Here is a 14,741-nt window from a genome sequence, read left to right as displayed (position 1 = left end):
CTCAGTCCCTATCCGGCTAAGTCCACCGCCCATAAGCCGGCTGCAGACCACCCATGGAAACGAACCGTACTGACAAAATCACTGCACCCTAAACACTGAAAGATTCACTGCCCCTTGACACACGCCCAAAGCTAAATTCGTAGTTATAATCAAATTCATTGACTTTTAGACATGGGGCTTGAATAGCTTGGATTGGGTGCTTATAATACCTTACAATCCTAGGCATCCGTTCCGGCCCAGGTCCGGATGAAGCTATCGACTTATCGGTCGTATCGGCGTTATTGGATTCAAATCATAATACGGAGGTACTGTCGATGCAGGTCTATTGTCTGAAGTGCCGGGCCCATCGCGATATCAAGAAGTCGGAGTCGATCACGCTGAAGAACGGCAGGCCGGCCACCCGCGGCAAGTGCTCGCACTGCGGGCGAACGGTGTTCCGCATCGGAAAGGCCTAGCCCCGCGTTCTAGCGTTTGGAATTCGAGGACTATGCTGAAAAAGGACAGGGCGTCCGCCGCGGACGCCCTTTTCGATTGTAATGCTGCCGACTAGTTCCTCGACGCCACGTGACCGTTGGACGCCGTCTCCGGCTCTCGGCTCCAGTACCTGGGCAGCAGTCCCGCCTGCTCCACAATCTCCGCAACCAGCTCTTCCTGCTTGTACGCCATCACATGGACGCCGCTGACGCCCGCGATCTCCTTAACTTCCTGGATAATCTCGATGCAGACCTTCTTGCCCTCGGTGCGCTGCTTCTTCTTCTCCACGCCGTTGAGCCGCTCGATAATTGCGTCCGGGATGACGATGCCGGGCACGTTTGTCCGCATCCACTCCGCCGCGCCGGGCGACCGCAGAGGTCCCACGCCGATGAGGATAAACACCTTCTTGTCCAGCCCCATGTCGCATACCTGCTTCATGAACTCCCGCAGCCGGGGCATGTCGTAGCAGTACTGCGTCTGTATGAAGTCCACTCCCGCCTGCACCTTCTTCTGGACGCGGAGCGGACGGAAGTCGTACGGCGGCGCGAAGGGGTTCTCGGCCCCGCCGATGAACACCTTTGGCGGGGACTCTATCGGTCGGCCGCTGAGGAAGCGGCCCTTGTCTCGCATCGTCTTCACGGTGCGGATGAGCGTGATGGAGTCCAGATCGAATACGGGTTTCGCCTCCGGCTGGTCCCCCGCCTGCACCCCGTCGCCGGTGAGGCACATCACGTTTTTCACGCCCAGCGCCGCCGCGCCCAGCACATCGCCCTGGAGGGATATGCGGTTCCTGTCGCGGCAAGCGAACTGCACAACCGGGTCGTATCCCGCGCGCGCGAGCAGCGCGGCGACGCCCACGTTGCTCATGTGGACATTCGCACCGGAAGCGTCCGTGCAGTTGATCGCGTCGCAAACGGAGGAGAGGACTACCGCGTGGTCGTACACGGCCTGGGGGTCCGCGCTGTCCGGCGGGTTGAGCTCCGCGGTGACGGCGAACCTGCCGGAGCGCAGCACTCGCTCCAGCCGGGAGCCGGACTTCATTCCTCCGACCACCCCGTTGGGACCTTTTTCACCTTGTCGCTGTTCAGGTCGTTGATCCACGCTGATGTACCTGCCAAGTTCTTGCTGACCGGGGTCATGATCGTGAGGATCTGCTTGCCGTACTCCGGCATCTTTTGCGAGCGGCCCCACGCCTGCACCCACACGCACATCATCTCCGGCTTCACCTCGCAGTGGCCGTTGGGGCGCACGCCCCCGCACGGCCCGTTGCGGAGGGTCTTTGGGCACGTCTGCGGGCATGTCATGCCCGTGCTGTGGAGGACGCAATCGCCGCACATGCGGCAATCGAAGATCATCCCCTTCGTGAGCTTCTCGCCCTTGACGAAGACCTTCTCCATCTTGCCGCCGGGCTTCAGCACCTTCTTGAAGGGCTGCAGCGCCTTCTCGGTGGCGTCATAAGCCACCTCAAGCAGGTGCGGTCTATTCTGTAATCGCCGCATCGGAAACCTCGGTAGGGGTGTTAGGTTCTGGGTTCTGGGTGCTGGTCTCGGATCGAACCCAGCACCTAGCACCTAACACCCAGCACCCTGTTTTCGCCATCACACTATACAGTATAATCGACTGGCACGAAAAACCCCCATGCACGCCCGTAGAGAGCCACCGATTCCTACCTCAAGCCAGCATCCCGCGCCGCTCTACGAGAAGCTGGGCTTCGCCGCGGACCCGGTTGCCGTCTTTGACCAGGTAAAGCACCTTCCGTATCCCGTCCTGCTCGATAGCTCGTTGCACTCACCCCTGCTGGGGCGGTACTCATACGTCGCCGCCGGGCCGTCCCGCGTGCTCCGCACAAAGGGGCAGGCGGTGGAGCTGGAGGCCGGCGATGCGGTAACGAAGGTGCGCGCGCGTCCCTTCGACGCGCTGCGACGGCTCCTTGACGCCGCGCAGTATTCGCGCGTGCCGGACGCACCTCCGTTCCAGGGCGGTGCGATGGGCTACTTCGCCTACGAGCTCGGTAGGCAGATCGAGCGCCTGCCATCGGACGCAGACGACGATCTCGGCCTCCCTGAGATGTACCTGGGGTTCTACGACTGGGTGGTCGCCATCGACCATCTCAATGGCGAGACGTGGCTCTTCGCGAGCCCCGGCACAGCCGGAAACGACCAGGAATCCGGCGAGGGACTTGCTTGGCTGCGCCGCTCAGTGGAGCGGTCCCGGGTTTCGCGCCCAACGCCGTCGGACTTCCTGCCCGCGCGCAACCTGCGCTCAAACTTCACCCGCGACGCCTACATTCGCGCAGTGCGAAGGGTGAAGGACTACATCAGGGCCGGCGACGTTTACCAGGTGAACCTGTCGCAGCGCTTCGAGACCTACCTCCGCTGCCACCCGTGGGACCTCTACATGCGGCTCCGCGAGGCCAGCCCCGCGCCGTTCTCAGCCTACCTGGGCTTTCCGGAAGTCGCGGTCGTCAGCTCCTCGCCGGAACAGTTCCTGAAAGTGGAGGGGGATACGGTTCTCACAAGGCCGATGAAGGGCACGCGACCGCGCGGGGCCACGCCCGAGGAAGACGCGCGACTGCTTGCAGAGCTCAGGGCGAGCGAGAAGGATCGCGCAGAAAACGTCATGATCGTCGACCTGCTCCGCAATGACCTTGGCCGCGTCTGCGTCCCCGGCTCCATCGAGGCGCCGATGCTGTTCACCGTGGAGGCGTACTCCACCGTCTATCAAATGGTCTCGCAGGTGAGGGGCCGCCTCCGGCCCGGCAAGGGCGCGCTGGACCTGGTCCAGGCCGCCTTCCCCGGCGGGTCTGTCACCGGCGCGCCCAAGATACGCGCCATGCAGATAATCGACGAGCTTGAGCCGGTGGAGCGCAGCGTGTACTGCGGCGCAATAGGCTACATCGGCTACGGCGGCGCAATGCACCTCTCCATCCCCATCCGCACCATCCTGGTCAAGGACCAGCGCGCTTGCTTCCACGTCGGCGGCGGCATCGTCGCAGACTCCGACCCGCAGGCCGAGTACGAGGAGACCCTCCACAAAGCGCGCGGCGCTATGACCGCGCTAGGGCTCTAGGTTCCGCCCTGCCCAGGCGCGAGTGAACCTGATGTACAATGCAAAGTGGAGATCACCCGCCTTCCCGTGTCGCCACTTCTCCAACTGGAAGCGCCCACATGGTGCTCAACGCACAAAGAATCAGGCAGGCCGTTCTTGTCGGAGGACTGTTATTGCTCCTTCTGGGCGTTGTCAGATACGCGGGCCTAACAATTTGGGCGGGCTCAGATAATGGTCAACTGCTGACTGACGGTACGCCATTTCCATTTGCGGAAAGGGTCGAATCCATTTCATTGGCACAGCAAAGAGTGCAGTTCGTGATTCCGCTACCCTCAGTGCCGTCAGCAGAGTGGGAAGCATCGGCCATTTGGGTGCCGCAGGTAGACAAGGCTTCGGAATTCAATCGGGTCTGGATCGTATTTCGAAACGGCATTACTGCGAGCGTTCAAGGGGATATCGAGCCGCCGGACGGCGATCGCTTAGAGAGGCTGATGCATTCTGGTTTTGCCCCTGCTGACATTGGCGACTACATTGGGCGTGGCAAGGATGCCGGCGTATCGGTCACCCGCCGCTATGGGGAGGTGCAAACCCCAAGCGTGATTGCCTGGTGGCAAGCCGGCACCCAAGTTGTACTTTACTCAAATGAACACTCGCTTGGGGAGTTAGCGGAGATTGCAGGGCTATTCGTTCGCTGAGTGCGCCCGTCTGCACGCCAGAGGCCTGCGTCGTCACCCGCGGCGTGTTGTTTCCGATGTAGCCCGCGCGATTCATCGGGGCCCGGGTCATATACAGGCATCACCGGAGAGCAAGACAGGCGCGATGAATCGCGCAGGCTACAGAGAACTGAGCGGACTGACGGCTCTTATCCCCCAAAGACCTGCGTCATCACCCTCAGCGTGTTCTCGCCGAGTATCTTCTTGACATCCCCCTCGGAGTAGCCGCGGTCCAGCATCTCCTGGGTGAGGAGCGGCATCTTCGAGCAGTCCTCCATGCCCTCCGGCATGTCCGCGCCGTCGAAGTCGGAGCCGATGCCCACGTGGTCCACGCCCATCACCTCCACCATGTGGTCGATGTGGTCCACGATCTCCTTCCAGTGGGGCGGCTGCAGCTCCTCTGTCTTCGACTTGTACTCCTCGTTGATTTTCTTCTTGGCGGCCTCGAACGCCTCGCCCTTGCCGCCGTTCGCCTGCTCAGCCGCCTTCAGCGCTGCCGTGCGCTGCTCGTCCAGGGGCAGCTTCGCCAGCCTGTAGCGCTCGCTCACAAACGTCCTCTCGAAGTTCACGCCCACCACGCCGCCGTTCTGCTTCACCGCGCGTAGCTGGTTATCGTCCATATTCCTCGGCGCGCCGCAGATTGCCTTGCAGGAGGAGTGGGACGCGATCACCGGTTTCGACGTCGTCTCGATGGCGTCCCAGAACGTCTTCGGCGCGACGTGCGAGATATCGACGATCATCCCAAGGCGGTTCATCTCCCGCACCACCTCGCGGCCGAAGTCCGTCAATCCGTTGTGCTTCGGCTCCGCCAGCACGCCGTCCGCCCAGTTGTTGCTGTTGTTCCAGGTGAGCGTCATGTACCGCGCGCCCAGCTCGTAGTACATCCGCAGCACCGCCAGGTCGTCCTCTATCGCGTGGCCGCCCTCGATGCACAGTATCCCCGCGATCCTTCCGGAGGCCACGATGCGCTTTGCATCCGCCACGGTGCGCGCCTGCTCTATCTGGTCCGGGTAGTTCCTGCACAGCGTGTAGAACGAATCGAAGTACCGCAGCACGGTCTGGATGACCATCTTCTTCTCTATCCACTGCGGCGCCGGGAACGCGGCGAAGAACTGGATGTTCATGTTCCCTTCGCGCATCCGAGGGAGGTCCTGCTGCGTCTTGCCGTCCTGCCGCACGCCGATATCCACCTGGTGCCGGGTAGGCCACGCGAGCGCGTCCGAGTGCGTGTCCACGAGGTAAGACGAGAAGTCAAGCTTCCGCGCTCTCTCACTAATCATTAACAAGCTCCTGGGATAGTAAATGGAGGATATAGTACATCAAGAGGCGCGCCTGGTGGGAGTTGGTGGCACTCCGATCTACGGGTCCGCCGCAGGCTGATCAGGGCGAAGCCCTCAAAGGGGTCTGGGGCGAAGCCCCAGGGATTTACCCCCTCTCTCTCTGAAGTCGGAGAGAGATGGCCGGGGAGAGAGAGGTCGCCTCCCTCAAACCGCCCTTGGCAGGTCCCGCGTCAACAGCCGCTCATTGACCTCCCATAGCGCGGTAACGTCGCTGTCCCAGTGGAGCATCTGCTCCGCCTTGTCGTACGTCGTCCAGCAGTATACCGTGTGCTCGTGGGACAGGGTTATCGTTGACGTGGCTGCGTCCGCGCCGAAATAGTACCCGGGGATGACGTGCCATCTACGTCGGCTCCGCCTTGGCGGCCTTCATCTCTGCGGTGCTTGCAGGTCGGCTTGCCCTCGGTATCCAGTACAGGAACGCCCACAAGCCGCCGATTACCGCAGGCACCAGACCCCAGAATACCGCAAACAATCGGAAGATGAGGTCGCCCGCGCCGCCGGAGCCGGCAGACCACCCAATTGCCATCGCCAGCGCCGCAACGCCGAGCACGTGAAGCACGAACATGCCCGCCCACATGCCGGCCAGCCAGGCCACGCGCTGAAGTGTTGGGATGCCGACTGCCGCCAGCACAAGAACGGTGAGGAGAATAAGTCCGAAGTGGAGCGTGAACGAGTCCAGGGACACCGGCTCGGCCATTCGGGGGTGGGTGATGCTGATGTGGCTCCCGAGCGCCTTGAGCGCCGTTTGGCCCTGAACAACGGCGTCCGCAACAGCCACGAATGCCTTGTTATAACGCGCGGCGACGGTCAGCCAGAGCATCGGCGCAAGCAGCAGCAGCACCAGCGCCCTGACCGTGAACGATAGGAGCTTACCTGTTCCTAGTGCCAACGAGCTTCTCTACCCATACGAGCCAGAGTACGATCGCCAGGAGGATAATCGCCGTCTGCCAGACAAGCAGGTGAGCTATGTTCAGGTATTCCGGATACGCGTCGCCGATCCAGAACAGGGTCATGATGCGGAACACGTTTATGCAGGTGAGCACCGCCACGCCAAGCGCAGCGCCGATCAGCTTTGCCTTCACGGTCGCCGGGAACGCGATCACCGCGCCCAGGTACAGGATCAGCGGCCCTACTGACGTGCACTCGGCGACGACGTTTACGGCGAACGTGCCGGAAGCGAGTATCGTTCCGCGCACCAACGTCTCGGTGCCGAACAAGTTCAATCCGACGCTGGTCCACTCCGCCGTCCACCGGGCGATGACGTTGATCAGCCCGCTCCCCAGCACGCCGTAATAGACCGCCAGCGCCAGCGCCAGGCTGGCTGCGAGTATCGCCCACGACCAGACAGTTCGCGGCATCTGAGTGCGGCTCGGCCCTCCAGGGGCCGGTTGCGCGGAAGGTTGGGTCAAAATGAGGCGCCTTTCAGAATACGGATGGACACTGCCCCAATCCTACCGGGCATTATATCCCACATTCAACGCCGCCACATTACGATATGCGTTACAATATTTACTTCAGTCCAACCGACCAGAAAGAGCGCCTCCGATGCAAAGCAGCCAGATACGAGAGAACTTCCTTCGATTTTTCGAGTCCAATGGCCACCTGCGCGTGGCCAGCTCCTCCCTGATCCCCGTCGGCGACCCGACGCTCCTTCTCACCTCCGCCGGCATGGTGCAGTTCAAGCCCTACTTCGCCGGCGAGGCCGTCCCGCCCAACAGGCGCCTCACGTCAGTCCAGAAGTCGTTCCGCACGACCGATATCGAAGAGGTCGGCGACAACACGCACCTGACGCTGTTCGAGATGCTTGGCAACTTCAGCATCGGCGACTACTTCAAGGAGGGTGCGATAACCTTCGCCATCGAGTGCCTGGACAAAGTCATGGGACTGCCGAAGGAGAAGTTCGCCGCGACGGCGCACAACAGCGACGACGAGGCTGTCAGGCTCTGGCAAAAGGCCGGTATACCAACCAACCGCATCTTCAAGTTCGGCGATGCCTCCAACTGGTGGGGCCCGGCCGGCAACGAGGGGCCCTGCGGTCCCTGTGCGGAGCTGCACTACGACTTCGGCCCGGACAAAGGCTGCCTGCTGGAGAGCTGCGGCCCCAACTGCGAGAACAGGGACGCGAAGACCGGAGGCAAGTGCGGCAGGTTCCTGGAGATATGGAACCTCGTATTCATGCAGTTCTACCACCACCTGGACGGCCACAGAACGCCGCTTCCCGCGCCCAGCGTGGATACCGGCATGGGCCTGGAGCGCCTCGCCATCATCCTCCAGGGCGTCAAGAACATCTACGAGACTGACCTGTACCTGCCGATCATCGCGAAGGTTGAGCAGATCACCGGCAAGGAGTACGGCGAGAGCGACAAGACGCAGTACGCCATCCGCGTCGTCGCGGAGCACGGCCGCAGCGCGGCGTTCCTGATTGCGGACGGCGTCGTGCCTGGCAACGAGGGCAGGGGATACGTCCTCCGCCGCATCATCCGCCGCGCCATCCGCCACGGCAGACAGCTCGGCCTGCAGGACCCGTTCCTCGGCCAGATAGCGACTGTCGTGACCGACAAGATGGGCGAGGCGTATCCGGAGCTCCGCCGCCACGCGGAGTTCGTGCAGACCGTCCTCAAGCTGGAGGAGGAGCGCTTCCATGCGGCCTTCCAGAACGGCTACTCGATCCTTATGGACGAGCTCGGCAAGAGCAAGACTCTCGCCGGGGAGATCATCTTCAGACTGTGGGACACCTACGGCTTTCCGGTCGAGATGACCCAAGAGATCGCGAAGGAATCGGGCATCGAGGCTGACATCGCCGGCTTCAAGGAACACATGGACGCGCAGCGCAAGCGCGCCCGCGCGTCCGCCCACTTCGGCGGCGACCGATCCAAGGCGAAGCTCTATGAGGCGCTTGGCGTCGGCGGTACCGCCTTCCTGGGCTATGAGCAGCTCAAGGCGGAGACGGTCGTCGTCGGCATCATCGCCAATAACCAGGTGGTGACTGAGGCGAAGGAGGGCGACGAGGTGGATGTCGTCCTCGTCCAGACACCCTTCTACCCCGAGGGCGGCGGCCAGGTCGGCGACAGCGGCCAGATAGCTGCCGCGGAGGGCAAGGTAGAGGTTACCGACACCCAGAAGGCGCTGGCGGACATGATAGTCCACACCGGCAAGGTGACGAAGGGCAGGTTGTTCGTAGGCCAGAAGGTGGACGCCGTTGTTGACACAGTCCGCCGCGAGGACACCGCCCGCAACCACACAGCCACGCACATGCTCCACGCCGCGCTCCGGCAGGTGCTCGGCCCGCATGTCCGCCAGGCCGGCTCGTACGTCGCGCCCGAGAGGCTGCGCTTCGACTTCAGCCATGTGGAGCCGCTCACGGCCGAGCAGGCCGAGCAGGTGCAGTACCTGGTGAACGAGAAGATCCGCCACAACGCGCGCGTCCAGAAGAGCGAGGACACGTACGCGGCGGCGATCCGAAAGGGCGCGCTGGCCTTCTTCGGCGACCGTTACGGCGACCGCGTCCGCCTCGTCGAGATATCGAACGGCGCGACATTCAGTTTCGAGGTCTGTGGCGGCACGCACGTCCACCAGACCGGCGAGCTCGGCTCCGTCTTCATCGTGGGCGAGACGAGTGTCGGCGCCGGCATGCGTCGCATCGAGGCCGTCAGCGGCCGCGGCGCGGAGCGGCTGGTGCGCGAGCGCCTGAACGCCTCAGCGGCCGTCGCGAGCATGCTCCAGACGCCCGTAGGGAACCTGAAGGAGCGCGTGCAGGGCCTCGTTGACGAGCTTGCCGAGCTCCGCCGCCAGAAAGAGGCACTGGAGCGCAAGCTCTCCATGCAGTCCGCCTCCGGCCTCCTGGACCGCGCGCAGGACGTCAACGGCGTAAAGGTGCTCACCACGAAGGTGGACGCCTCCAGCGCAGACAGCCTGCGCGAGATGGGCGACTGGCTGCGCGACAAGCTCCACAGCGGCGTAGTCGCCCTGGGAGCGGTGGTAAACGACTCGCCAGTCCTTATTGCAATGGTGACGCAGGACCTGGTGGCCAGGGGGCTGAATGCCTCCGAGATCGCCCGCACGGCCGCGAAGGAGATGCAGGGCGGCGGCGGCGGCAGGCCGGACGTGGCCCAGGCAGGAGGCAAGCGAGCGGACAAGCTGGGCGACGCGCTCAGCATGGTCCCCAACATCGTCCGCCAGAAGACCGCCGCCAAGTGAAAGTAATGGCCCTCGACGTCGGGGACGTCCGCATCGGCGTCGCGATAAGCGACGTCGAGGGCCGCATGGCGTTCCCGCACTCCGCCGTCCGCCGCGGCGAGCCGGATGACATCGCGCAGATCGTCCTGCTCGCCACAGAGGAAGGTGTGAAGGAGATCGTCGTCGGCATGCCCCTCCACCTCTCCGGCCAGCCCGGCGCGCAGGCCAAAGAGGTCCGCCGCTTCATCAAGTCCCTCGCCGCAGCCACCCCCACCCGCATCATCACCCTCGACGAGCGCTACTCCAGCGTCCAGGCCCAGCGCATGCTCCGCGACTCCGGCGAAAAGCCCTCCCGCGACAAGGGCCGCATAGACGCCGCCGCCGCGACAGTCCTCCTCCAGGCCTACCTGGACGCTGGCCGCATGCGTCGCCGCGCAACGCCTTGAGGCAGCCTGGCCTTCTTGCCGGCAGGACAAAGCAAAAGGGCCGCGGTTGTCGCGGCCCCTGACATCGAACCAATGGGGAATACAATGAGTCTCAGGCCGTCTGGTACCCGTACGCCGGAACAGCCTCGCGGACCCTGTTTTCACTTTCGACGCCCTGCTTGCGCGCCAGCAGCCTTGCTACGGCGTCCTTGATCGACTGCAGGTCGAAAGGCTTGGGAATGTACTCCTCTGCACCGGCGCCGTACATCTGGGAAATCAGGTCCTCTGAAGGAAAGCCTGTGATAAGCATCACCGGGCAGGCGGGGTCCACCGTCTTTGACGTGTGCAGGACATCCATTCCGGTGGCGCGGGGCATTGTGATGTCCGTAATCACAAGATCAAATCGCTCTCGCTGAAGAATTTCAATGGCCTCCTGGCCGTCCTCGGCAAGGACTACTTCGTAGCTCTGGGCGGTGAGGACATGGTTCAGGAGTATCCGAATAATGGCTTCGTCGTCCGCAACGAGGACGCGGACTTGCTCAGCGCCGGCTGTACCACCCTGTTCCGCCATTCCGCTCATGATTATTACGCTCCAGGCTGAAAGACCGACCCGGCCAAACACGACATAAAATACTTGAGCACTTTCACAGTACCACGTACGTACAATCCCTACTAGTATCTACGTAGTCAAGGCCTCTGTCATACGTATGCGCCCCAATGTTCAGGGTCAATCCCGACTAGGCTGGCTGAATGTTACCCCCGTGCCGGAACATTTTCAAGGCATTTTCTTAGACTGAGATTAAACTTCTGGTTATGGATTGTATTGGAGCTTTCTTGAACGACTGGGCCTTGTTGTGGTGGCTTATCGGCATTATACTACGGGTTGTTAGAGGGATACAGGTCGAATGCAACATATTGTGATATTGGGATACCCGCTCTCGCACTCGATTTCGCCTGTTTTCCAGCAAGCGGCGCTGGATTACCACCGTATCAAGGCGCGGTACAGCGCGAGGCCGACTCCGCCGGAAAGCTTGGCGGAGGAGGTGGCCATGTTGAGGGGCGCAGAGTACCTTGGCGCGAATGTGACGATACCGCACAAAGAGAGCGTGCGCGCGTTCCTTGATGGGGTTGACGAGCTGGCCGCGGAGATCGGTGCGGTCAACACGATCGTCAAGAGCGGTGATAAGATACTTGGCCGGAACACGGACGCGACTGGATTGCTCAGGGCGCTCAGGGAGACTGGGGGCTTTGATCCGGCGGGGAAGTCGGTTGTGCTCCTGGGCGCCGGCGGGGCCGCCAGGGCTGCTGCGTTCGGGCTTGCTAAATCGAAGGTCTCGGCTATCACGATAGCCAACCGCACGGTTGCCCGCGCCCGTGCTCTTGCCGACGAGGTGGCGCACCTTAATATACGAGTCGACACTGTCCCGATGGAAGGCCCGGCGCTGGCTTCGGCATGCGCTGGAGCGGACCTGGTGGTGAACTCTACTTCCATTGGGATGAAGGGTGGTCCGGCGCAGGGGGAGAGCCCCTTGAAAATAGGCCTACTATCCTCGCGAAATCTGGTGTACGATATGGTGTATAACCCATCAGAAACCCCTCTGATGTCGGAGGCCAGACGAGCGGGGGCCCAGGCCCTCGGCGGACTGTCGATGCTCGTATTTCAAGGGGCGGCGGCGTTTGAGATGTGGACGGGAAAATCAGCACCCGTCGACGTTATGTTCAAAGCCGCCGAAAGGGCCATGAAGGCATAATCTGGGCGTGGGTGACAAAGATGATGAACAATCGTTATCGGTACAGATGTCCAGTCTTCACCTAAGGAGGAGAAGAACACGGTGTTGAAGAAGGTCCCGGACCCCAAAAGCAATTCCGCGAAGCAGAAGCCTATCCGCAATAGAATCAGGACTCTAGGTCCTGTTAACGACCTCGAAGAGCACGTCCGGTCCGACTGGTGGTCGAACATATTCAATTCGCTCTACCTGAAGACCGACGCAGACGTGGTCGAAGACCCCCGTATTACACAGTCGGAAATCGACATTGTAGTCAAGAGCCTCGGACTTACCCCCGAAGACAAGGTGCTCGATCTTTGCTGCGGCCAGGGAAGGCATTCCCTGGAGCTGGCGCGGCGCGGGTTGAAGCTGGTCGAGGGGCTGGACCGTTCGCACTTCCTTGTGCAGAAGGCCAAGGAGCGGGCGAAGGCGGACGGGCTGGGGGTGAAGTTCAAGGCCGGCGACGCGCGGAAGCTCCCGTATGCGACCGACAGCTTCAACGCCGTGATTATCATGGGCAACAGCTTCGGTTACTTCGACACCACACAGGACGACCTGCGAGTTCTGCGCGAGGTCATGCGCGTTTTGCGGCCGTGGGGGAAGATCCTCATCGACATCACGGACGGCAACTTCATGCGCGAGAACTTCCAGAAGCGGTCCTGGGAGTGGATCAACGACAAGCTATTCGTGTGCCGCGAGCGCTCGCTTTCGTCCGACAGCGACAGGCTCGTGTCCCGCGAGGTCATCACCCACGTTGAGAAGGGCATCATCGCCGACCAGTTCTACGCCGAGCGCCTGTATTCCAAGGAGTCGCTCACGAAGCTGCTGACGGACGCCGGTTTTACCGGCATCACGTACCTGGGCGAGGTGAAGCCGGACTCCCAGCGGAACCAGGACCTGGGCATGATGGAACGACGCATCCTGGCCACCGCGCAGGTGCGCAAAGAGTGGACGCCGGCGAAGCCCAAGCCCAAGGTGGCGGAGAAGCACGTCGTGGTCGTCACGGGCGACCCGACGAAGCCGGACCCGACGAAGCCTTCGAACGTGTTCGACAGCGACGACATCTACACGCTGGACCAGATGAAGGAGGCGTTGAAGGGCATCCCGGGGTACAGGTTCACGTACCTGAACAACCACGACACGCTCTTCAAGGACCTGCAGCGGTTGCAGGGCAAGTTCGACTACGTGCTGAACCTTTGCGATGAGGGGTACGGCAACGACCCTCGCAAGGAGCTGCACGTGCCTGCGATGCTGGAGTTCCTTGGGATACCGTATACGGGCGGCAACCCGCAGTGCCTTGCGCACTGCTACGACAAGTCGCTCGTGCGCGGCGTGGCGAAGGAGATGGGCATCCCGGTACCGGGGGCCTTCTTCATCAAGCTTAACGATTCGATATTCGACCTGCCGTTCAACTTCCCGGTAATCGTGAAGCCGAACTTCGGGGACTCCAGCTTCGGCATTACTGCCAAGAGCGTGGCGTACACCGCGGAGGAGCTGATCGACGCGATCCAGGACATTCGCACGAAGCTGGGCTACGAGAAGCCCGTGCTGGTTGAGGAGTTCCTGACCGGTAAGGACCTGACGGTCGGCATCATCGGCAACCCGCCGGGGACGTACTCGCTGGTGGCGATATCGGAGGAGGACTACTCGTCGCTCCCGCCCGAGCTGCCGCAGATATGCGGGTACGAGGCGAAGTGGGACCCCACGTCGCCGTACTGGAACATCAAGGCGGTGCCGGCGAAGCTGCCTGACGAGACTGAGAAGGCGCTTGTCGAGTGGTGCTTTGCGCTGGCGGAGCGCCTGGAGACGCGCGACTACATGCGGTTTGACTGGCGCCTGGACTCCAACGGGATGCCCAGGCTGCTGGAGGCCAACCCTAACCCCGGCTGGTGCTGGGACGGGCACCTGGCGAAGATGGCGGGCCACCACGGGATGAGCTATTCCCAGATGCTGGAGGCGATCCTGAAGACGGCCGAGGCGCGGCTGGGGCTGACGGACAAGGTTGTGGCCCCCGCCGAGGCGGGCAACGGGCACGTGCACGGCAACGGCCACGCGAACGGCTCGAACGGGCACACGAACGGTCATGCCCACGGGACGAACGGCCACAGCGTGACCGTGCGCGAAGAGGTGCTGGTCAACGGCAAGGCCGTGGTGGTGGAGAAGCTTGTGGTGGGACGGTAGGGCGGTAGTCAGTAGTCAGTAGTTGGTAGTCAGTAGTGAGTAAGACGCGGCCCCGGCTTTCGCCGGGGCCGTTGTGTTTTGGGGGTGGCTTGATTAGTCACAATCCCCGCAGGGGAGGTTTGTACTATAATCACACATTAATTGTACAGGAACTGGCGAAACCAGCACTTAGGCGTGAGCAAGCGGAAATGCAGGCCCTGGAGTCCAGTATTCTGGGGCGCTTCGATGACGTGCCGATGATGACTCACAAGGAACTGCGGGATTCGTTGGCCTGCAAGCTGGCCGGGGTATCTGTGAGCAAGATGATAATTAAGAAACCGTAGGTGTGAAAACCTGCGATTCTCGCTTTAGCAGACGGAGTCTAAGACTGAGTTGGTGGCGGGAGACGCTAGGGAAGGCCGCGGACTGACATTGTTTGGATATTGATGAGATAGCACCACTGCAGTCATGGCGCATATTCATTGAAAGGGATGCGTACAGTTAGCCATGCACCGCAATATGGGAAACCCGTCCATGATCGAAGCGTTCCTTCCCGAGCAGGTTGGGCGTAACGAGCGATTGGAGAGGATAGCCCAAGTTGTGGACTGGGAAAAGATGGGAAAGCTGGTGTCAGATATC

Annotated in this window: 12 protein-coding genes; 6 read left to right on the top strand and 6 right to left on the bottom strand. The window is 62.0% G+C overall.

All coding sequences use genetic code 11. From position 1 onward, the window contains the following. Window positions 1–546: 546 nt before the first annotated feature. Window positions 547–1,515, bottom strand: a complete 969-nt coding sequence (locus FJ319_12350) for a methylenetetrahydrofolate reductase (GenBank protein ID MBM3935069.1) — start codon at window positions 1,513–1,515, stop codon at window positions 547–549. After that, a complete protein-coding gene (locus FJ319_12345; protein ID MBM3935068.1) occupies window positions 1,512–1,973 on the bottom strand; it encodes a hypothetical protein in 462 nt (153 codons plus the stop codon). Before FJ319_12345 ends, FJ319_12350 begins: the two co-directional genes overlap by 4 nt. Before the next feature lie 139 nt (window positions 1,974–2,112). Here FJ319_12345 and pabB point away from each other — a divergent pair, with 139 nt between their 5' ends. Both pabB and FJ319_12335 read left to right on the top strand, forming a co-directional pair. After that, on the top strand, window positions 2,113–3,543 hold the full coding sequence (gene pabB, locus FJ319_12340; GenBank protein ID MBM3935067.1) for an aminodeoxychorismate synthase component I: 1,431 nt from the start codon (window positions 2,113–2,115) through the stop codon (window positions 3,541–3,543). 98 nt (window positions 3,544–3,641) lie between these two features. Beyond that, on the top strand, window positions 3,642–4,217 hold the full coding sequence (locus tag FJ319_12335; protein MBM3935066.1) for a hypothetical protein: 576 nt from the start codon (window positions 3,642–3,644) through the stop codon (window positions 4,215–4,217). Between the two features lie 167 nt (window positions 4,218–4,384). On the opposite strand, the gene FJ319_12330 is transcribed toward FJ319_12335, so the two are convergent. The 3 genes from FJ319_12330 to FJ319_12320 form a co-directional block, all read right to left on the bottom strand. After that, the gene (locus FJ319_12330) at window positions 4,385–5,515 is read right to left on the bottom strand and encodes a membrane dipeptidase (GenBank protein MBM3935065.1); all 1,131 of its coding nucleotides are present in this window, start codon (window positions 5,513–5,515) and stop codon (window positions 4,385–4,387) included. A 400-nt stretch (window positions 5,516–5,915) separates the two neighbouring features. Beyond that, window positions 5,916–6,464, bottom strand: coding sequence for a hypothetical protein (locus FJ319_12325; protein ID MBM3935064.1), 549 nt, complete (start codon window positions 6,462–6,464; stop codon window positions 5,916–5,918). Beyond that, window positions 6,445–6,933 (bottom strand): hypothetical protein, encoded by a 489-nt coding sequence (locus FJ319_12320; protein ID MBM3935063.1) that lies wholly within the window; start codon window positions 6,931–6,933, stop codon window positions 6,445–6,447. The genes FJ319_12325 and FJ319_12320 overlap by 20 nt, the downstream gene beginning before the upstream one ends. Before the next feature lie 52 nt (window positions 6,934–6,985). Between FJ319_12320 and alaS the strand changes: the two genes are divergently transcribed. Together alaS and ruvX are read left to right on the top strand one after the other, a co-directional pair. Then, window positions 6,986–9,772, top strand: coding sequence for an alanine--tRNA ligase (gene alaS, locus FJ319_12315; protein MBM3935062.1), 2,787 nt, complete (start codon window positions 6,986–6,988; stop codon window positions 9,770–9,772). Between the two features lie 5 nt (window positions 9,773–9,777). After that, window positions 9,778–10,197: a Holliday junction resolvase RuvX gene (gene ruvX, locus FJ319_12310; protein MBM3935061.1), complete on the top strand. Its 420-nt coding sequence runs from the start codon at window positions 9,778–9,780 to the stop codon at window positions 10,195–10,197. 91 nt (window positions 10,198–10,288) lie between these two features. Here the strand turns inward: ruvX and FJ319_12305 are convergent, their stop codons facing one another. Continuing rightward, window positions 10,289–10,756 (bottom strand): response regulator, encoded by a 468-nt coding sequence (locus tag FJ319_12305; GenBank protein MBM3935060.1) that lies wholly within the window; start codon window positions 10,754–10,756, stop codon window positions 10,289–10,291. A 325-nt stretch (window positions 10,757–11,081) separates the two neighbouring features. Here FJ319_12305 and aroE point away from each other — a divergent pair, with 325 nt between their 5' ends. Together aroE and FJ319_12295 are read left to right on the top strand one after the other, a co-directional pair. Next, a complete protein-coding gene (gene aroE / locus FJ319_12300; protein ID MBM3935059.1) occupies window positions 11,082–11,927 on the top strand; it encodes a shikimate dehydrogenase in 846 nt (281 codons plus the stop codon). 144 nt (window positions 11,928–12,071) lie between these two features. After that, complete coding sequence (locus FJ319_12295) at window positions 12,072–14,123, top strand: methyltransferase domain-containing protein (protein MBM3935058.1); 2,052 nt, start codon at window positions 12,072–12,074, stop codon at window positions 14,121–14,123. Window positions 14,124–14,741 lie beyond the last annotated feature (618 nt).

The sequence above is a fragment of the SAR202 cluster bacterium genome (assembly GCA_016872355.1).
GTDB lineage: Bacteria > Chloroflexota > Dehalococcoidia > Lucifugimonadales > VGZY01 > VGZY01.
Note: the sequence above shows the minus strand (reverse complement) of the source record. Positions and strands in the feature narration are given on the sequence as shown.